Below are 446 nucleotides of genomic sequence, written 5' to 3'. Positions count from 1 at the left end.
GTCGCCGGGCTGACGCTGCCCGGTCCTAAATCGGACAAGCAAAAGATCGAGTTCGCCATCCGTCCGGAAGATGTCGACGCCGGCAGCGAAGGGCTGCACGCCACCGTGCGTGTCATCGAGCCGCTTGGACCGCATACGCTGGTCACCTGCGATGTTGAGGGCGGCCTGTTCCGCGCCATCCTGGAATCGAATGCCAGCGTTAAGGTCGGCGATCATCTGCGGCTTGCGCCCAAGCCCGACCGCATCCGCTGGTTCGATCCCGAAACCACCAACGCCCTTTGAACCAGAAAGACGAATGCCTTCCATGACTTCTCTAACTGTCGACGAAACCATCGCCCGCGCCGTCGAGGTGCTCAGGGAAAACGACCAGGGCGCTTACACCATCCCGACCAAGGGCCTTTACCCCTTCCAGTGGAACTGGGATTCCTGCCTGACCGCGCTGGGCC

1 protein-coding gene is annotated in these 446 nt (G+C 62.1%); it reads left to right on the top strand.

Going from position 1 to position 446, the window contains the following annotated elements; genetic code table 11:
- On the top strand, positions 1-282 hold a 282-nt coding region (locus tag AC1DY7_RS31305), incomplete at its 5' end, for a TOBE domain-containing protein (RefSeq protein ID WP_477497648.1).
- Positions 283-446: the final 164 nt, after the last annotated feature.

The sequence above is a fragment of the Mycobacterium sp. P2_H7 genome, assembly GCF_056403275.1.
This window is presented reverse-complemented; position numbering and strand designations above follow the sequence as displayed.